The sequence below is a fragment of the Stenotrophomonas sp. 59 genome, from assembly GCF_030291095.1.
In the GTDB taxonomy this organism is placed as follows: Bacteria; Pseudomonadota; Gammaproteobacteria; order Xanthomonadales; family Xanthomonadaceae; genus Stenotrophomonas; species Stenotrophomonas maltophilia_Q.
This window is the reverse complement of the sequence record NZ_CP127408.1, coordinates 3100163-3116020: the sequence shown is the minus strand read 5'-3', so window position 1 is coordinate 3116020 and position 15858 is coordinate 3100163. Positions and strand designations below refer to the sequence as shown.

Below are 15858 nucleotides of genomic sequence, written 5' to 3'. Positions count from 1 at the left end.
CGCCGGGCCAGGCCCGGCGACGCTTCAGTTCGCCCAGACGCTGTTCGGATCGCCGTTGCGGGCGCGACGCTGGCTGGCGACTGCCAGCCGGGCGAAGCCAAAAGCCATGGCCAGCGCGATGGCATCGATCCAGAACAGCGGCCAATGGCCCTGCGCGGCGGCGCGCCACAGCCAGTCGCCACTGAGTGCGCCGTGCAGCACCGGCACCAGCGCGGTGCTGATCGCCGCAGCCCACAGCAGCTCGCGTGCGGCCTGTGCCGGGCGGCGCAATGCCGCCCACAACGCGCAGGCTGCCCAGCTGCCGAAGCAGGCCCAGCGGATGCCGTGATCGACCGCCGCCGGTGCCAGCCGTTCCAGCACCAGCGCGCTGGCGAATGCCACCGAGATCGCCACGCACAGGCCGATGCACACGCCGACCGTCGCCCGTGCCATGTTCACTCCGGCGCGTGGCTGCTGCGGCTGGCGACGCTTGCGCCGCGACTCGATCCACAGCAGGTTGCCCGAGTAGAACAGGAACGCTCCCCCCAGGCCGAGCAGGAAATACAGCCAGACCACCACGCCGTTGCCGAACTCGCCGAAGTGCAGCGCATAGGCGGCGCTGAGCGTGGCGTGGTTGGCGTCGCGCTGGCCCGGCAGCTGGGTCGCCAGTACATTGCCGGTGGCAACGTCCAGCGCCACAGCGCCGAGGGGCCCGAGCGTGCCGGTGGATTCACCGGTGATCTCGATGGTGGCGTTGGCGTCGCCGGCATTGGCCAGCTTCAGGTAGGCCGGCTCGAAGCTGGTCACACCCTGTGCGCGCGCCACTTCCAGCGCCCGCGCATGCAGCACGCGCAGGCTGCCCGGCGGCGACGGAATGCCGGTGGCTTCCCGCACCGGTGCGGTGTCCATTGCCGTCGGCACCGCCTGCAGGGCGTTGCCGTCGAAGATCAGCGGGTTGAGCAGGGCCATCTGCACGAACACCAGGCAGAGCAGGGCGCCGGTCACCGCGAACATCAGGTGGAAGGGCAGGCTCAGCACGCCGATCACGTTGTGCGCGTCCTGCCACAGTTGCTTCAGGTTGCGGCCCGGACGCAACGCGAACAGGTCGCCGAGCAGCTTCGGCAGGTGGATCACCAGCCCGCTGAGCAGCGCCATGCCGTACAGCAGGCTGACAATGCCCATCACGTAGATGCCGGCCACAGGCAGGCCCAGGCTGTAGTGCAGCTCGTTGACCAGTTCCGCCAGCCCGGTCTGCGGCGGCGTCGGGCTGCCTGCGATCTGGCCTGGCCAGGCATAGCGCCAGCTGCCGTCATCGGCCTGCCAATATGCCAGTGGCTGCGGATGATCGGCACCGGGGAAGGTCATGCCGACGTGGCGGCGGGCTTCCGGATGCGTGGCCAGCACGTCCTCCAGCAGGTACTGCGCATCGTCCAGCCCGGCCGGCAGCGCGGTGGCTGCGCCAGGCGTCTGCCACAGCGGCAGGTCATGGTGGAACAGGGTCAGCGCACCGGCATAGAAGGCCACGAACAGGCCGAAGCCGGCCACCAGGCCGACCCAGGTATGCAGGGTGGTGAACGTGCGCAGGGTCTGCGAGCTGAACTTCATGGGACGGGTCTCATTGCACCACGCCGATCAGGCGCAGCAGCCCAAGCACGGCGAAGCCGGTGGCGGCGCTGCCACCCAGCACCAGCCAGGCACGCAGCGCGCTGCGGAAACTGAACGCCCACAGGGCGGCCAGCATCCACAGCGGGATGAAGGCGATCAGGGTTGGCACCAGCGCCCGCTGCCAGGGGCCGGGCGGCAGCCATGCCAGCAGTCCGGTCGCGGCCGCGGCCAGGAAGAAGCCGGCGACGATGCCGGCGAAGGCGCGCGGCCACATCAGGGCGACTCCGGGCCGGGACGGTGCCAGGCGGCCAGGGCCGGCAACAGCATCGCAGCCAGCATCCAGGTGCACAGCATCGCCACCAGGCCAGCGGCAAAGCCAAGCTCGGCCATCCACAGCCAAAGCGCGGCGGCAGCAGCGACCAGGCCGATCTGGCGGCCCAGGCGTCCGGCGCGGCGCAGGCGCGGCCAGCGGCAATGCGGCGAGGCGGCATAGAAGGCCAGTGCCGAGAACATCGCTGCCAGCATGCCCAGGCTGCAGAAGCCGAGCGTGGAAAGGCCGACGGTGATCATCGCGGGCGGCCGGCGCGGCAGCGGGCCGGCGAACGCGGGGCACGGGCGGGGCCGGCGGGAGCCGGTCGGAGCGGGTGGCGCATCACGGGGTCCTGGGGGAAAGCGGGCAGGCTGGCACGGGGCGGCCTGCGCCGACATGGTAATCATTGCAATTTCACGCCGCCAGCGAGACCCATTCAGCGGACCGTACGGTAGCCCTTGGGCTTTCCGGTGCGCTGGTTTAAGATCATCCACACTCCCTGACTGGAACAAGGTGGCCCGCGCACAGCGCCGGCCGAGCGTGCGACATGAGCACTACCACCGCCCACTGTTGACCTGCCCCCGAAGGCCCTGTGTTCCAGGCGCCCTCGTGGCGCTTTTTTGTTGCCCGGGCGCCGCCCCGGGAGCGCTTTCCAGCCCGCCCCGCGGGCCCCGCACGAAGCCAATGCGATGATCAACATTACCCTTCCCGACGGCAGCCGCCGCGAGTTTGAAAACCCCGTCAGCGTCATGGACGTCGCCCAGTCGATCGGTGCCGGCCTGGCCAAGGCCACCATTGCCGGTGCCGTCGATGGCGTGCTGGTCGATGCCAGCGACGTCATCGACCACGATGCCAGCCTGCGCATCATCACCGCCAAGGACGAGGAGGGCGTGGAGATCATCCGCCACTCCTGCGCCCACCTGGTCGGCCACGCCGTCAAGCAGCTGTACCCGGACGTGAAGATGGTGATCGGCCCGGTGATCGCCGAGGGCTTCTACTACGACATCTACTCCGAGCGCCCGTTCACTCCGGACGACATGGCCGCGATCGAGAAGCGCATGGGTGAGCTGATCGCCCAGGATTACGACGTCATCAAGAAGATGACGCCGCGCGCCGAAGTGGTCGAGATCTTCAAGGCCCGTGGCGAGGACTACAAGCTGCGCCTGATCGAGGACATGTCCGACGACATCCAGGCGATGGGCATGTACTACCACCAGGAATACGTGGACATGTGCCGCGGCCCGCACGTGCCGAACACGCGCTTCCTGAAGGCCTTCAAGCTGACCCGCATTTCCGGCGCCTACTGGCGTGGCGACGCGCAGAACGAGCAGCTGCAGCGCATCTACGGCACCGCCTGGGCCGACAAGAAGCAGCTCGAGGCGTACATCAAGCGCATCGAGGAAGCCGAGATGCGCGACCACCGCCGCATCGGCAAGCAGCAGGACCTGTTCCACCTGCAGGAAGAAGCGCCGGGCCTGGTGTTCTGGCACCCGAAGGGCTGGGCGCTGTGGCAGGTGGTCGAGCAGTACATGCGCAAGGTCTACCGCAACAGCGGCTACGGCGAAGTGCGTTGCCCGCAGATCCTGGACGTGAGCCTGTGGAAGAAGTCCGGCCACTGGGACAACTACCAGGACAACATGTTCTTCACCGAATCGGAGAAGCGCACGTACGCGGTCAAGCCGATGAACTGCCCGGGCCACATCCAGGTGTTCAACCAGGGCCTGCACAGCTACCGCGACCTGCCGATCCGCTACGGTGAGTTCGGTTCCTGCCATCGCAACGAGCCGTCCGGCGCGCTGCACGGCATCCTGCGCGTGCGTGGCTTCACCCAGGACGACGGCCACGTGTTCTGCACGGAAAACCAGATCGAGTCGGAAGTGACGGCCTTCCACCAGCAGGCGCTGGCGGTCTACCAGCACTTCGGCTTCGACGACATCCAGATCAAGATCGCCCTGCGCCCGGAATCGCGCCTGGGTGACGACGCCACCTGGGACAAGGCCGAAGGCGCGCTGCGCTCGGCGCTGACCGCCTGTGGCGTGGAATGGCAGGAGCTGCCGGGCGAGGGTGCCTTCTATGGCCCGAAGATCGAGTACCACCTGAAGGACGCCATCGGCCGTACCTGGCAGCTGGGCACCATGCAGGTCGACTTCATGATGCCGGGCCGGCTGGGCGCCGAGTACGTGGACGAGAACAGCCAGAAGAAGCATCCGGTGATGCTGCACCGCGCCATCGTCGGCTCGATGGAGCGCTTCCTGGGCATCCTGATCGAGCACCATGCCGGCCAGTTCCCGGCCTGGCTGGCCCCGACCCAGGTGGTGGTGGCCAACATCACCGACGCCCAGGCCGACTACGTCTCGGGCGTGACCAAAACCCTTGCGGAGCAAGGCTTCCGCGTCAGCTCGGATTTGCGTAACGAGAAGATCGGCTATAAAATCCGCGAGCATACGTTGCAGCGCGTGCCCTACCTGCTGGTCATCGGTGACCGCGAGAAGGAAAATGGGGCTGTGGCGGTGCGTACGCGTTCTGGCGAAGATCTGGGCAGCATGAGCCTGCAGGCCTTCATCGAGCGGCTCCACGCCGAGGGCGCGTAAGCAAAGGTCCGGTCCGGGCGCACAGGCACCCGGACCGGTTCGATACCCTTGGGAGAACGTAATATCAGCACCCCTGACAACAAACAGAACCGCAAGAATCAGGAAATCCGTGTGCCGCGCGTCCGCGTGATCGGCAGTGACGGAGAAATGATCGGCGTGTTGTCGCGCGACGAAGCGCTGTCCATGGCCGAAGATGAAGGCCTGGACCTGGTCGAAATCCAGCCGCAGGCCGATCCGCCGGTCTGCAAGATCATGGACTTCGGCAAGTTCAAGTTCGAAGCGCAGAAGAAGGCCAGCGAGGCCAAGAAGAAGACCAAGCAGGTCGAGATCAAGGAAGTGAAGTTCCGTCCGGTCACGGACGAGGGCGACTACCAGATCAAGCTGCGCAAGATGCGCGGGTTCCTCGAGGATGGTGACAAGATCAAGGTCAACATCCGCTTCCGTGGCCGTGAAATGAGCCACCAGGAACTGGGCCGCGAAATGGCCAACCGGATCGAGGCCGATCTGGGCGAGGACATCGTCATTGAATCCCGTCCGCGCCTGGAAGGGCGTCAGATGGTCATGATGATCGCGCCGAAGAAGAAGACCTGAGGCCTGACGGGCCGCCTTCCGGGGCGCCTGGCTGAATGGTTCAGGGTAAGGGGACGCCGTTGGCGTCCCTTTGCTTTTGCAGGAAGCCGGTGAATTGCCGGCGAAAGGGTTGCAGGGGCTGGTGGCAGGGCGGTTTTGCCTGTATCATGCCCGGCTCGACCCACCCAGGACGGGTCGTACGCCGATCATGGCAGGACGGAAAGAGCGGCCCAGGCCGCCGCCAGATCAGTCAGAAACCAGGGTCATATCCCATCAAGGACATTGCAATGCCCAAGATCAAGACCAACCGGGCAGCGGCCAAGCGTTTCCGCAAGACCGCCTCGGGCAAGTACAAGTGCGGCCACGCCAACCGTAGCCACATCCTCACGAAGAAAGCGACCAAGCGTAAGCGTAATCTGCGTCAGACGGGCCATGTCCGTGCAGAAGACGCAGGCCGTCTGGACCGCATGCTCCCTTACCTCTGAGGAACTGAAAAATGGCACGAGTTAAGCGTGGCGTACAGGCGCGTCGCCGCCACAAGAAGATTCTGGATCTCGCCAAGGGCTATTACAACGCCCGTCGCAAGGTCTTCCGCGTCGCCAAGCAGGCGGTCATCAAGGCACAGCAGTACGCCTACATCGGCCGTAAGCAGAAGAAGCGCAACTTCCGTTCGCTGTGGATCACCCGTATCAATGCGGCTGCCCGCATCAACGGCCTGAGCTACAGCCGCTTCATGAACGGTCTGCTGAAGGCCGGCATCACCCTGGATCGCAAGGTCCTGGCTGACATCGCCGTGCACGACGCAGCCGGTTTTGCTGCGCTGGCCGAAAAGGCCAAGGGCGCGCTGGCGGCATAAGTCCTTCCCGATGCCGTAACCGTTCACTCGGAACGGTGTCAGGTCAAGGCAATGCATGGGGAAGGGCGCAAGTCCTTCCCCATTCTTTTTTGGGTCCCGGCGAGGCCACGATGGCAGCGCGGGGACGGCGGTGGCGACAGGGGTCGGCCCTTCGCGCATCGCGATGGCAGATCGACTGGAGTTCCGGCCCCCCATGAGCGACATCCAATCCCTCACCACCCAGGCGCTGGCCGATGTGGCCGCCGCACAGAGCCCCGACGTGCTGGAACAGCTGCGCGTGGCCCTGCTTGGCAAGAGTGGCAGCATCACTTCGCAGCTCAAGCAGCTCGGCGCCCTGCCGGCCGACGAGCGCAAGGCCGCCGGTGAAGCGATCAACCAGGCCCGTGACGCGCTGACCCGCGCGCTGGGCGAGCGCAAGGCGCTGCTGGAAGACGCGGCACTGGATGCGCGCCTGGCCGCCGAAGCCATCGACATCACCCTGCCGGGCCGCAATGGCGACCGTGCCGGCCTGCACCCGATCACCCGCACCCTGGAGCGCATCACCGGCATCTTCGGCCGGCTGGGCTACGAGCTGTCGGAAGGGCCGGAGATCGAGGACGACTGGCACAACTTCGAGGCGCTGAACTTCCCGCCGCACCACCCGGCGCGCGCCATGCACGACACCTTCTACTTCGGCGACGGCCGCCTGCTGCGTACGCATACCTCCGGTGTGCAGGTGCGCTACATGGGCGACCACGCGCCGCCGCTGCGCATGATCGCCGCCGGCAAGGTGTACCGCAGCGACAGCGACCAGACCCACTCGCCGATGTTCCACCAGGTCGAAGGCCTGCTGGTCGACGAGCATTCGACCTTCGCCGACCTGAAGGGCACGCTGGCCGAGTTCGTGCGCGCGTTCTTCGAGCGCGATTTCGAGATGCGTTTCCGTCCCAGCTACTTCCCGTTCGTTGAACCGGGTGCGGAAGTGGACATCGCCTGGCAGCAGCCCGATGGCAGCACCCGCTGGCTGGAAGTGCTCGGCTGCGGCATGGTGCATCCGAACGTGCTGCGCAACGTCGGCATCGATCCGGAGCGCTACACCGGCTTTGCCTTCGGCATGGGCGTGGAGCGTTTCGCGATGCTGCGCTACGGCGTCAATGACCTGCGCGCGTTCTTCGAGAACGATGTGCGGTTCCTGAAGCAGTTCGCGTAACGGACCAGGTAGCGCCGGGCCATGCCCGGCGGACTCAACAACGCAGGCCCAGGCGCATGCGCCGGGCCCACCAGGGTGACACCATGAAATTCTCCGAAAACTGGCTGCGCAGCCACGTCCCGACCTCCGCCTCGCGCGATGAACTGAGCGCGGTGCTGACCGCCATCGGCCTGGAAGTGGAAGAGGTGACCGCGCTTGGCGAAGGCCTCGACCACGTGGTCGTGGCTCGCATCGTCGAAGCCGTGCGCCATCCCGAAGCCGATCGCCTGCAGGTGTGCAAGGTCGATGCCGGGCAGGGCGAGCTGCTGCAGATCGTGTGCGGCGCACCGAACGCGCGCCCGGGCCTGGTCGCGCCGCTGGCGATGGTCGGTGCGCAGATCGGCGAGCTGAAGATCAAGCCGGCCAAGCTGCGTGGCGTCGAATCCAACGGCATGCTGTGCTCGGCCAAGGAGCTGGGCCTGGACAATGATGCATCCGGCCTGCTGGAGCTGCCGGACGATGCACCCGTCGGCCAGTCCCTGGTCGAGTATCTGGGGCTGCCGGACGCCAGCATCGAGATCAAGCTGACCCCGAACCGTGCTGACTGCTTCAGCCTGCGCGGCATCGCCTACGACGTCGCCGCCGCAACCCGCAGCGAAGTACTGGCATTCGCCGCTGACGCCATCCCGGCGGTGGGCAGCCGCGAACTGTCGATCCAGCTGGATGCCGGCGCTGAAGCGCCGCGTTACCTGGGGCGTGTCATCGAAGGCGTCAACGCCGCCGCCAAGACCCCGCTGTGGATGGCCGAGCGCCTGCGCCGCAGCGGTGTGCGTCCGGTCTCGCTGCTGGTCGACATCACCCAGTACGTGATGCTGGAGCTGGGCCAGCCGATGCATGCCTACGACCTCGGCACCCTGCAGGGCAGCATCGCCGTGCGCCGTTCGCGCGCGGGCGAGAGCCTGAAGCTGCTGGACGGCCGTGACGCCGCGCTGGACGACAGCTTCCTGGTGGTCACCGATGCCGACCGTGCGGTCGGCCTGGCCGGCCTGATGGGCGGCTTCGACACCCGCGTCACCGATGACACCGCCGCGGTGTTCCTGGAGGCCGCGCACTTCGCGCCGGCCGCGATCATGGGCCGTGGCCGCAAGCTGGGCCTGCACACCGATGCCGGTCATCGCTTCGAGCGTGGCGTCGATCCGGCACTGCCGCGCACCGCGATCGAATACGCCACCCGCCTGGTGCTGGACCTGGCCGGCGGTACCCCGGCGCCGGTCACCGAGGCCGTGCGTGAAGCCGATCTCCCGCAGCCGGCAACCATCGTGCTGCGCCGCGCCCGCATCACCCGCGTGCTCGGCATCACCATCGACGACTCCGAAGTCGAGCGCATCCTGCGCGCGCTGGGCATGGACGTGGCTGCCACGGCCGAGGGCTGGCAGGTCGCCGCGCCGAGCCGTCGCTTCGACATTGCCATTGAAGAAGACCTGATCGAAGAACTGGCCCGCATCCACGGTTACGAGCAGATCCCGACCACGCTGCCGGGCGGTGCCTCGCGCGTGGCGATGCCGAGCGAGACCCAGCTGGACGCGCTGAGCGTGCGTCGCCAGCTGGTCGCCCGCGACCAGCAGGAAACCGTCAACTTTGCCTTCGTCGACGACGCGCTGCTGACCCAGTGGCAGCTGCGCGACGGCCTGGTGCCGCTGGCCAACCCGCTGTCGGCGGAACTGGCGGTGATGCGCCCGTCGCTGCTGCCGGGCCTGGTCGCCACGCTGGGCCGCAATGCCGCGCGCCAGCTGGGCCGCGTGCGCCTGTTCGAGATCGGGCGCGTGTTTGCCCAGCAGGCCGGGGACGGCCAACCGGCACCGCTGGAAACCCCGCGCGTGGCCGCTGCCGTCTGTGGCGATGCGCAGGCGGTGCAGTGGGGCCTGCCGACCCGCAAAGTCGACTTCCACGACCTGAAGGGCGACCTGGAATCGCTGGCCGCCGCCAGTGGTGCGCAGCTGGAGTTCCGCCCGTCGGCCCGTCCCTATGGCCACCCGGCGCGTTCGGCCGAGGTGTTCCGCGATGGCGTGGCGATTGGCTGGATCGGCCAGGTCCACCCGCGCCTGGCCAGGGCGATGGACATCGAAGCCGACGTGTATGCCTTCGAACTGGACCTGGAACCGCTGGCCGCCCGTCGCCTGCCGCGTGCAGGCGAGCTGTCGCGCTTCCCGGCAGTGCGCCGCGATCTGGCGTTCCTGGTGCCTGAACAGGTGGCCTGGGCCGACCTGGCGGCGACCGTCCGCCAGGCCGCCGGCCCGCTGCTGCGCGACCTGAACCTGTTCGACCGCTATGTCGGCCAAGGCGTCGAGCCGGGATTCAAGAGTCTCGCTATGGGCTTGATTTTGCAGGACAAGTCGCGCACTCTGACGGACCGCGACGTGGATGCGGTGGTGGCCGAGGCGGTCACTGCCATCGAGCGTGAACACCACGCCCGGATCCGCGGCTGAGCGGGCAGCACTCGGGGGTAGCAGGCAATGGCATTGACCAAGGCGGAGATGGCGGAAAAGCTGTTCGACGAAGTCGGTCTGAACAAGCGGGAAGCCAAGGAATTCGTCGACGCGTTTTTCGATGTGCTGCGTGAAGCATTGGAACAGGGACGTCAGGTGAAGCTGTCGGGCTTCGGTAATTTCGATCTGCGGCGCAAGAACCAGCGCCCGGGTCGCAACCCCAAGACCGGCGAGGAAATTCCGATTTCCGCCCGTACGGTGGTCACCTTCCGTCCGGGCCAGAAGCTCAAGGAGAGGGTGGAAGCTTATGCTGGATCCGGGCAGTAACCGCGAACTACCGCCGATCCCGGCCAAGCGCTACTTCACCATCGGTGAGGTCAGCGAGCTGTGCGACGTCAAGCCGCACGTCCTGCGCTACTGGGAAACCGAGTTTCCCAGCCTTGAGCCGGCCAAGCGCCGAGGCAACCGCCGCTACTACCAGCGCCACGACGTGCTGATGGTGCGGCAGATCCGCAGCCTGCTGTACGAACAGGGCTACACCATCGGTGGTGCACGCCTGCGCCTGGACGGCCCCGATGCCCGCGAGGAATCGGCGCTGAGCAACCAGATCATCAAGCAGGTGCGCATGGAGCTGGAAGAAGTGCTGCAGTTGCTGCGCCGCTGATCCCATTTCCATCGTAATCCGCTATACTTCACGGCCCGCCGCACTGGCGGGCACATCGCAGCATCAGTCGGGGCGTAGCGCAGCCTGGTAGCGCATCTGCCTGGGGGGCAGAGGGTCGTCGGTTCGAATCCGGCCGTCCCGACCACTGTGATGAATCAAGAAGCCTGCGCAGCGATGCGTGGGCTTTTTTGTGCGCGCGGTGTATGCTGCGCGCCACTCGTACTACCGCGGCTGCTGAACCCGGTACTCACGAGAACACATCATGGAATCTGCAAGAAACCGTGCCTGGCGTCGAAGCCAGGCTCGCAACCGCGGTGGCGACCGCGCTACGACCGCCTACAGCTACAAGCCCGAGAAGAACTGGAAGCTGCTGTATACGCGCGATGCCAAGCTCGCGCGTGCACGCCAGCTGGGCTTCACCTATCCGGTCCTCAGCGCCCGCCAACTGCAGGAACAGGAATGATCAACCTGCTGTTCGTCTGCAGCCGCAACCAGCTGCGCAGCCCGACCGCCGAAGCCATGTGGCGACGGCGGCCCGGCTTCGCCGCGCTGTCGGCCGGCACCAGTCCGCATGCACGACGTCCCATCGGCCCGGCGGATATCCGCTGGGCCGATGTCATCTTTGTGATGGAGGCCAAGCACCAGCATCGCCTGCAGGCCACGTACGCGCGCCTGCTGGAGCACAAGCGCCTGCATTGCCTGGACATCCCCGATGACTATCGCTGCATGGATCCGGTGTTGATGGGCCTGCTGGACGCCAAGGTGACCGCGTATCTCGATCAGCTGCCGGCAAAGCGGTAGATCAACTCCGGATCGCCTTCGTCCAATCCATGCACGATGCCGTGGTCGATGAAACCGGGCGTGGCGAGCAAGCGTTGCATGCTGGTGCTGGTGCTGGTGCTGGTGCTGGTGCTGGATGCATGGGGCGAAGTGAAGCGCTTGCCATGGCCCTGCAGCGCGATGGCGTGCGCGTGAGCAATCGCTGCAGCCAGCGCGCGGCCGGCAGTCAATACACCCGGAACTCGGCCCTGCAGCCATCGCTGACCCAGATGCCGCGACGGTCCCAGCCCCAGTTGTGGTCTTCGATGCAGGTCGTCACCGATTTCTGCTTGACCATGCGCACCTCATGACGCACGCGGATGCGGCATTCCTTGTCCTTCTTTTCGTAGGACTCACAGACCAGGCGTTCACCCTCATCGTCGCGATCACGGCCCCTGCCGCGTCCCGGCCAGCGGCCATGTTCGTCGGCGACAAACTCGGCACGGCAGCCATCGGTCACCCAGAGCATGCGACGGCTCTGGCCCCAGTTCTGGTTTTCCACGCAGCGGGTGACCGATAGTTGCCTGGCCAGGCGCATCGGGCCCTCGATCGGGCATTGCTCGGTCTTGTTGAACTGGGATTCGCAGCGAAGTGCGGGAATGTGCGCTGCGTCGTAATCCTGGGCAGCCACGGTGGTGGCTGCAAGCAGCATGGCCAGGGAGATGCCGCCAATGGGCAGCAGCAGGCGATGGGTCATGGGGGCCTCGTTGAGGGAGCGGGCGGCAAGAATGACCCAGCCCGGGTCCATTGGAACGCTTCGTTCCCGACGTGGCTCAGTGGGGATTTAGTAGTGCGCGCGGGTCCATGCAGAGGCTTACATCCCGTATCATCGCTGCACATCCGATCGCATCGGGTTACACCTTCTTACATGTCTTCCACGCCTGTCGGCGCGGCCTGTGGCGGCCGTCACTGGCGCGCGGCCGGCCTGTGGAGGACGATGCGCGGACCACGACGACCACAGGGGGTTGCGTTGATCAGCAGTATCGTCATTCATCGCTCGGTAGGCGCAGGCGCCGCCGAGGTGCAGGTCCTGGACACCACGTTCAAGGGCAAGCATGTGTTCGTTGCCTGGGGGCTGCGCGGGCCGGAACTGACCCGCAGCGCGGACCCGGCTGCCACTGTGGCTGCGCGCAAGGCGCTGCAGTCCGTGGCAGGGCACAGCGAGGGGCCGCGCAGCCCGGAAGTGTTCATTGCCAACCAGTCTGCGGTGGCGATCACCGTCTATCGCCTGCTCACCGAAGCGCGCTCGGGAGATGGCGTCTTCTTCCTGTGCGATTCGCAGGCCGTGGTCGACTGGTTGATCACCGCGCTGGAAGTCCGCGACGCGGGCTGATTCCGCGTCGCGCATTGCGGCGTCTCAGCCGAGTGCTGCATCCACCGCAGCCAGCGCATGCAGGGTGGTGGTGTCGAACAGCGGTACTGCGCTGTCTTCCGGCCGTACCAGCAGCATGATCTCGGTACAGCCCAGGATGATCGCTTCAGCGCCGCGCTCGACCAGGCGCGCGATCACGCCGGCGTAGAGCTGCCGCGAGCGCTCGCTGACCACGCCGGCAATCAGCTCCTGGTAGATGATGTCGTGCACGTTGCGGCGGTCATCGGCATCAGGCACCACTACCTCCAGGCCGAAGCGTTCCTGCAGGCGGCCTCGATAGAAGTCCTGCTCCATGGTGAAGGCCGTACCGAGCAGGCCCACTTTGCGCGCGCCTGCCTGCAGGATCGCAGTCGCGGTCGGATCGGCGATGTGCAGCAGCGGCAGCGTGCAGGCCGCCTCGATGCGATCGGTCAGCTTGTGCATGGTGTTGGTGCAGATCAGCAGCAGGTCGGCGCCGCCCGCCTGCAGGCGCCGCGCGCCATCGACCATGTGATCACCCAGGGCGTCCCAGTCGCCGTCGTGCTGCAGCTGCTTGATGCCGGCGAAATCCACCGACCACAGCAGCAGCTGCGCGGAGTGCGCGCCTCCGAGCCGCCGCCGGACCTGCTCATTGATGAGGCGGTAGTACTGGGCCGAACTTTCCCAACTCATGCCGCCGATCAGGCCGAGGGTCTTCATGCGCTGCTCCAGGGAAGAGGCGGCCATTGCAGCACAATGAGGAAGGGCATTGCACAACGCATGGGCGTTGGGCAGGCCACGCGGGTGGGGTCTGATCGACCCCGGTGCTGCTGCGGCGCGATAATGTTGCTACCAAAGGGAGGGCAGGGCGATGGGCGAGTGTTGCGGCTGTGGCAAGACCCTGGACGTGGCGGCGATGCAGGCGCGGCACCGGCGCGTGCTGTGGATCGTGCTGCTGGTCAATCTGGCCACCTATGCGTTGATGGTCGCTGCCGCCGGGTACAGCCATTCGTCCTCGTTGCTGTCCGGCGCCCTGGACAACCTGGGTGACGCGGCGACCTATGCGTTGAGCCTGGCGGTGGTCGGCGCAGGCCTCGTGGCCAAAGCGCGGGTTGCCCTGTTCAAGGGATTGCTGATCCTGGCGGCGGCCCTCGTGGTGGCTGCGCAGATCGGATGGCGGTTGCTGCACCCGGAGGTGCCCCTGTTTGCCAGCATGGGCCTGGCGGCGCTGCTCAACCTGGCCGCCAACGCGGCGTGCCTGTGGTTGCTGACCCCTTATCGCAACGACGACATCAACCTGGCGTCCGCCTGGGAATGCTCGCGCAATGACCTGTATGAGGGCGCATCGGTGTTGCTGGCCGCGGGCCTGGTCGCGCTGTTCGGTGCGGGCTGGCCGGATCTGCTGGTAGCGGTCGCACTGCTGGTGCTGTTCCTGCGCTCGGCGTTGCGGGTCCTGCGCTCGGCCTGGGGGGAACTGCGCAGCGCGCGCCTGCTGGCGTCGTGAGTGCGCGTCTGTAACCGTCGCATCCGCGCCAGGCTGTATGTGACGCAGGCCATGGCCACGCTCTAAGCTTGCTGGGTTTTCCTGCGTGGATGTTGAAATGGCCCTGCATACCTGGTGGTGGTTCCTGGCCACGGTCTTTGTCCTGTGCGGCACGCCGGGGCCGAACATGCTGCATATCCTCGGCCGCAGCGTCGGACTCGGCTTCCGCGGCAGTGTGCCGGCGATGGCCGGTTGCCTGCTGGCGATGCTGCTGGTGCTGGCGGCCTCCGCAGCGGGCCTGAGTGCGCTGCTGCATTCCTCGCCGATGCTGTTCGAGGTGCTGCGCTATCTGGGCGTGGCCTATCTGGCCTGGCTGGGCCTGAGGGCATGGCGCGACAGCTGCCGTCCCGCGCCTCCGGTGACGGTGGATGCCGTAGTGCCGATGACGCCGACGCTTGGTGCCTGGACCGTGTTCCGTGGTGGCCTTCTGGTGGGTCTGAGCAATCCCAAGCTGCTGCTGTTCGCGGCGGCGTTCCTGCCGCAGTTCGTCGATCCGTCGCGCAGCCAGGCGGTGCAGTACAGCGTGCTGGTCGCCACCTTCGCGGCCTGCGAACTGTTCTGGTACGTGATGTACGCGGCCGGCGGTCACGGCCTGCGGCGTTGGCTCGCAAAGCCATTCGCGCGGCGCTGGTTCGAGCGCCTGGTGGGAAGTGTGTTCCTGGCGTTCGCGGTGGCGCTGCTGCGTTTCCGCCCGCGCTGATTCACGCCGTGCACGCGGCCTGTTCACGACTGCGGCATCGGCCGCAGCCTAAGTTGATCCTCCAGTTTGGAATCCCTGCGGGGAAAGGATCGACATGATCAAGTGGGCCATCATTTTCGCCGTCATCGGCATCATCGCGGGCGTGCTCGGCTTCGGTGGCATTGCCGGTGCCGCGGTCGGCATCGCCAAGTTCCTGTTCTGGGCCGGCATCATCATTGCCGTGGTGTTGTTCCTGCTCGGCATGAGCGTGGCCAAGAAGGTCAGCTAGCGTCGTGGTCGCGCAGCAGTGTGCTCAGTGCGCGCTGCTGCGCGAGAACAGGTTGATCACCAGCACGCCGGCGCAGATCAACCCGATGCCGATCAGGGCCGGTGCATCCAGGCGCTGCTTGAACACCACCAGCCCGATCAGCGAGATCAGCACGATGCCGACACCGGACCAGATCGCATAGGCGATGCCGGTCGGCACCGACTTCATGGTCATCGACAGCAGGTAGAAGCACAGCCCGTAGCCGACCAGTGCGCCCAGCGTCGGCGCCAGCCGGCTCATGCCATCGGAAGCCTTCAGCAGCGAGGTGGCGATCACCTCCAGCACGATGGCGGCAGCGAGATAGGCGTAGGGGTTCATCATCGGCTCCGGTTCACTGCGGGTCGCACAGCTTCAGCGCCTGCTCGGCCATCGCCACTGCGTTGATGCGCTCGTCTTCGTCCAGCGGGCGCCCGTAGGCGGTCGCCCAGTAGCCATCGGCGGCGCAGCGCGCGGCATACAGCCGTGGGTCGCCGGCTTCGTCAGGGAACTCGGCCAGCATCGCGCGCTTCCAGTCGCGCCAGTGCGCAAGCAGGCCCGGTTCCATCAGGTTGCCCAGCGTCAGGCCGATGTCGTTCTCCTGTTCCTGCTGCAGCAGATGTTCGAAGTTGGCCTGCACATAGGCACGGCTGAAACAGCCATGGCCCTTCGGGTTTTCCTGCAGCAGGGCACGCACGCGCGCTTCGAATTCGCCAATCAGTGCCCCGATGGCTTCGTCGACCAGGGCCTGCTTGTTGCTGAAATGATGGAACAGCGCGCCCTTGCTGACCCCGGCTGCCTGCGCGACGTCCTGGACGGTCAAGGCCGCCAGGCCCTGTTGGCCGATCACTGCGATGGTGGCCTGCAGCAGCGACTGGCGCACGCTGTCGGGCGCCTTGCGGCGCGAGCGGGAAGGGGATGCGGACATGGCAGGAAGAAACCGACTGGACGGTA

The 15858-nt window shown here is 66.6% G+C and carries 21 protein-coding genes, 1 tRNA gene and 1 pseudogene; 15 read left to right on the top strand and 8 right to left on the bottom strand.

From position 1 onward, the window contains the following. Positions 1-24: 24 nt before the first annotated feature. Genes QP552_RS14550 through QP552_RS14540 form a run of 3 tightly spaced genes read right to left on the bottom strand, consistent with a single transcriptional unit; the run spans position 25 to position 2154 of the window. Positions 25-1584 carry a PepSY-associated TM helix domain-containing protein gene (locus QP552_RS14550; protein WP_286073941.1) on the bottom strand — a complete coding sequence of 520 codons (1560 nt, stop codon included), beginning with the start codon at positions 1582-1584 and terminating at the stop codon, positions 25-27. Positions 1585-1594: 10 nt separating this feature from the next. Then, complete coding sequence (locus tag QP552_RS14545) at positions 1595-1858, bottom strand: hypothetical protein (protein WP_106548816.1); 264 nt, start codon at positions 1856-1858, stop codon at positions 1595-1597. Continuing rightward, entirely contained in the window at positions 1858-2154 is a 297-nt protein-coding gene (locus tag QP552_RS14540; protein WP_049434122.1) for a hypothetical protein, read from the bottom strand. Before QP552_RS14540 ends, QP552_RS14545 begins: the two co-directional genes overlap by 1 nt. Positions 2155-2583: 429 nt before the next feature. Between QP552_RS14540 and thrS the strand changes: the two genes are divergently transcribed. The 11 genes from thrS (at position 2584) to QP552_RS14485 (ending at position 11030) form a co-directional block, all read left to right on the top strand. After that, a complete protein-coding gene (thrS, locus tag QP552_RS14535) occupies positions 2584-4485 on the top strand; it encodes a threonine--tRNA ligase (RefSeq protein ID WP_111113534.1) in 1902 nt (633 codons plus the stop codon). A 48-nt stretch (positions 4486-4533) separates the two neighbouring features. Beyond that, the gene (gene infC / locus QP552_RS14530; protein ID WP_019660568.1) at positions 4534-5076 is read left to right on the top strand and encodes a translation initiation factor IF-3; all 543 of its coding nucleotides are present in this window, start codon (positions 4534-4536) and stop codon (positions 5074-5076) included. A gap of 266 nt (positions 5077-5342) precedes the next feature. Further along, positions 5343-5540: a 50S ribosomal protein L35 gene (gene rpmI, locus QP552_RS14525; protein ID WP_005410436.1), complete on the top strand. Its 198-nt coding sequence runs from the start codon at positions 5343-5345 to the stop codon at positions 5538-5540. A gap of 11 nt (positions 5541-5551) precedes the next feature. Continuing rightward, positions 5552-5911: a 50S ribosomal protein L20 gene (gene rplT, locus QP552_RS14520; RefSeq protein ID WP_005410435.1), complete on the top strand. Its 360-nt coding sequence runs from the start codon at positions 5552-5554 to the stop codon at positions 5909-5911. 193 nt (positions 5912-6104) lie between these two features. After that, positions 6105-7100 (top strand): phenylalanine--tRNA ligase subunit alpha, encoded by a 996-nt coding sequence (locus QP552_RS14515; protein WP_005417865.1) that lies wholly within the window; start codon positions 6105-6107, stop codon positions 7098-7100. A gap of 83 nt (positions 7101-7183) precedes the next feature. Beyond that, positions 7184-9565 carry a phenylalanine--tRNA ligase subunit beta gene (gene pheT, locus QP552_RS14510; protein ID WP_286073940.1) on the top strand — a complete coding sequence of 794 codons (2382 nt, stop codon included), beginning with the start codon at positions 7184-7186 and terminating at the stop codon, positions 9563-9565. Positions 9566-9592: 27 nt separating this feature from the next. Beyond that, entirely contained in the window at positions 9593-9892 is a 300-nt protein-coding gene (locus tag QP552_RS14505; protein ID WP_005410432.1) for an integration host factor subunit alpha, read from the top strand. Then, positions 9873-10229 (top strand): MerR family transcriptional regulator, encoded by a 357-nt coding sequence (locus QP552_RS14500; protein WP_005410431.1) that lies wholly within the window; start codon positions 9873-9875, stop codon positions 10227-10229. Before QP552_RS14505 ends, QP552_RS14500 begins: the two co-directional genes overlap by 20 nt. A 68-nt stretch (positions 10230-10297) precedes the next feature. Continuing rightward, positions 10298-10374 (top strand) — tRNA-Pro (locus QP552_RS14495). Positions 10375-10491: 117 nt separating this feature from the next. Continuing rightward, positions 10492-10692, top strand: coding sequence for a hypothetical protein (locus QP552_RS14490; protein ID WP_014037933.1), 201 nt, complete (start codon positions 10492-10494; stop codon positions 10690-10692). After that, a complete protein-coding gene (locus tag QP552_RS14485) occupies positions 10689-11030 on the top strand; it encodes a phosphotyrosine protein phosphatase (RefSeq protein WP_286073939.1) in 342 nt (113 codons plus the stop codon). Before QP552_RS14490 ends, QP552_RS14485 begins: the two co-directional genes overlap by 4 nt. Here QP552_RS14485 and QP552_RS14480 read toward each other — a convergent pair. After that, a pseudogene (locus tag QP552_RS14480) lies at positions 11009-11197 on the bottom strand (hypothetical protein); the annotation flags it as partial. The gene QP552_RS14485 and the pseudogene QP552_RS14480 overlap by 22 nt on opposite strands. 38 nt (positions 11198-11235) lie before the next feature. Beyond that, positions 11236-11745: a DUF3011 domain-containing protein gene (locus QP552_RS14475; protein ID WP_099551918.1), complete on the bottom strand. Its 510-nt coding sequence runs from the start codon at positions 11743-11745 to the stop codon at positions 11236-11238. Between the two features lie 240 nt (positions 11746-11985). On the opposite strand from QP552_RS14475, the gene QP552_RS14470 reads away from it, so the two are divergent. Then, positions 11986-12381 (top strand): hypothetical protein, encoded by a 396-nt coding sequence (locus QP552_RS14470; protein WP_106548813.1) that lies wholly within the window; start codon positions 11986-11988, stop codon positions 12379-12381. Between the two features lie 24 nt (positions 12382-12405). Here the strand turns inward: QP552_RS14470 and QP552_RS14465 are convergent, their stop codons facing one another. Then, on the bottom strand, positions 12406-13098 hold the full coding sequence (locus tag QP552_RS14465; protein WP_106548812.1) for an aspartate/glutamate racemase family protein: 693 nt from the start codon (positions 13096-13098) through the stop codon (positions 12406-12408). Positions 13099-13249: 151 nt separating this feature from the next. On the opposite strand from QP552_RS14465, the gene QP552_RS14460 reads away from it, so the two are divergent. The 3 genes from QP552_RS14460 to QP552_RS14450 all read left to right on the top strand — a co-directional run bounded on the left by QP552_RS14460 (position 13250) and on the right by QP552_RS14450 (position 14889). Beyond that, positions 13250-13882, top strand: coding sequence for a cation transporter (locus QP552_RS14460; protein ID WP_286073938.1), 633 nt, complete (start codon positions 13250-13252; stop codon positions 13880-13882). A 97-nt stretch (positions 13883-13979) separates the two neighbouring features. Then, a complete protein-coding gene (locus QP552_RS14455) occupies positions 13980-14621 on the top strand; it encodes a LysE family translocator (RefSeq protein WP_049430367.1) in 642 nt (213 codons plus the stop codon). 94 nt (positions 14622-14715) lie between these two features. Continuing rightward, positions 14716-14889: a DUF1328 domain-containing protein gene (locus tag QP552_RS14450; protein WP_049430366.1), complete on the top strand. Its 174-nt coding sequence runs from the start codon at positions 14716-14718 to the stop codon at positions 14887-14889. A gap of 24 nt (positions 14890-14913) precedes the next feature. On the opposite strand, the gene QP552_RS14445 is transcribed toward QP552_RS14450, so the two are convergent. Continuing rightward, positions 14914-15246, bottom strand: coding sequence for an SMR family transporter (locus QP552_RS14445; protein ID WP_049430384.1), 333 nt, complete (start codon positions 15244-15246; stop codon positions 14914-14916). Between the two features lie 13 nt (positions 15247-15259). Further along, the gene (locus QP552_RS14440) at positions 15260-15832 is read right to left on the bottom strand and encodes a TetR/AcrR family transcriptional regulator (protein ID WP_111113478.1); all 573 of its coding nucleotides are present in this window, start codon (positions 15830-15832) and stop codon (positions 15260-15262) included. Positions 15833-15858: the final 26 nt, after the last annotated feature.

Bases quoted from the DNA above. Each gene is read 5' to 3' on its own strand.
- QP552_RS14475 (WP_099551918.1), bottom strand. From the start codon at position 11,745: ATGACCCATCGCCTGCTGCTGCCCATTGGCGGCATCTCCCTGGCCATG.
- QP552_RS14545 (WP_106548816.1), bottom strand. From the start codon at position 1,858: ATGTGGCCGCGCGCCTTCGCCGGCATCGTCGCCGGCTTCTTCCTGGCC.
- QP552_RS14490 (WP_014037933.1), top strand. From the start codon at position 10,492: ATGGAATCTGCAAGAAACCGTGCCTGGCGTCGAAGCCAGGCTCGCAAC.
- QP552_RS14500 (WP_005410431.1), top strand. From the start codon at position 9,873: ATGCTGGATCCGGGCAGTAACCGCGAACTACCGCCGATCCCGGCCAAG.
- thrS (WP_111113534.1), top strand. From the start codon at position 2,584: ATGATCAACATTACCCTTCCCGACGGCAGCCGCCGCGAGTTTGAAAAC.
- QP552_RS14470 (WP_106548813.1), top strand. From the start codon at position 11,986: ATGCGCGGACCACGACGACCACAGGGGGTTGCGTTGATCAGCAGTATC.
- QP552_RS14485 (WP_286073939.1), top strand. From the start codon at position 10,689: ATGATCAACCTGCTGTTCGTCTGCAGCCGCAACCAGCTGCGCAGCCCG.
- QP552_RS14445 (WP_049430384.1), bottom strand. From the start codon at position 15,246: ATGAACCCCTACGCCTATCTCGCTGCCGCCATCGTGCTGGAGGTGATC.
- QP552_RS14460 (WP_286073938.1), top strand. From the start codon at position 13,250: ATGGGCGAGTGTTGCGGCTGTGGCAAGACCCTGGACGTGGCGGCGATG.
- QP552_RS14440 (WP_111113478.1), bottom strand. From the start codon at position 15,832: ATGTCCGCATCCCCTTCCCGCTCGCGCCGCAAGGCGCCCGACAGCGTG.
- QP552_RS14465 (WP_106548812.1), bottom strand. From the start codon at position 13,098: ATGAAGACCCTCGGCCTGATCGGCGGCATGAGTTGGGAAAGTTCGGCC.
- QP552_RS14505 (WP_005410432.1), top strand. From the start codon at position 9,593: ATGGCATTGACCAAGGCGGAGATGGCGGAAAAGCTGTTCGACGAAGTC.
- pheT (WP_286073940.1), top strand. From the start codon at position 7,184: ATGAAATTCTCCGAAAACTGGCTGCGCAGCCACGTCCCGACCTCCGCC.
- rplT (WP_005410435.1), top strand. From the start codon at position 5,552: ATGGCACGAGTTAAGCGTGGCGTACAGGCGCGTCGCCGCCACAAGAAG.
- QP552_RS14515 (WP_005417865.1), top strand. From the start codon at position 6,105: ATGAGCGACATCCAATCCCTCACCACCCAGGCGCTGGCCGATGTGGCC.
- QP552_RS14450 (WP_049430366.1), top strand. From the start codon at position 14,716: ATGATCAAGTGGGCCATCATTTTCGCCGTCATCGGCATCATCGCGGGC.
- QP552_RS14550 (WP_286073941.1), bottom strand. From the start codon at position 1,584: ATGAAGTTCAGCTCGCAGACCCTGCGCACGTTCACCACCCTGCATACC.
- rpmI (WP_005410436.1), top strand. From the start codon at position 5,343: ATGCCCAAGATCAAGACCAACCGGGCAGCGGCCAAGCGTTTCCGCAAG.
- QP552_RS14540 (WP_049434122.1), bottom strand. From the start codon at position 2,154: ATGATCACCGTCGGCCTTTCCACGCTCGGCTTCTGCAGCCTGGGCATG.
- QP552_RS14455 (WP_049430367.1), top strand. From the start codon at position 13,980: ATGGCCCTGCATACCTGGTGGTGGTTCCTGGCCACGGTCTTTGTCCTG.